Here is a 404-nt window from a genome sequence, read left to right on the forward strand (position 1 = left end):
GCCTCTCCGGCCGCTGCGGCCGGTACCCGGCCACCCTGCCGCAGCCTTCGCTCATCGGGAAAGGCGCATGCCGTACTCACTGTCATCACGACACGCGTTGACGGGCTACGGTGGCGGCATGTTCGACCCGGCGCAGTTGCGCACCTTCCGTACGGTCGCCCAGACCCTGAGCTTCACGCAGGCGGCGCAGCGGCTCGGGCTGCGTCAGTCGACGGTCAGCCAGCAGGTGCGCAAGCTGGAGGCGGCGGCCGGCCGGCAACTCTTCCTTCGTGACACGCACAGCGTGGAGTTGACCGAGGACGGCGAGGCGATGTTGGGGTTCGCCCGCACGATCCTGGAGGCGAACGAGCGCGCGGCGCGTTGGTTCGCGGGCGCCAGGCCGCGCGGCCGGCTCCGGTTCGGGG

Annotated in this window: 1 protein-coding gene; it reads left to right on the forward strand. The window is 71.5% G+C overall.

The features are described from left to right. Positions 1 to 118: 118 nt before the first annotated feature. Positions 119 to 404 (forward strand): LysR family transcriptional regulator (locus KUM32_RS37255; RefSeq protein ID WP_217146285.1); only part of this gene is annotated, 286 nt, incomplete at its 3' end.

This window comes from Streptomyces sp. AC627_RSS907 (assembly GCF_019049165.1).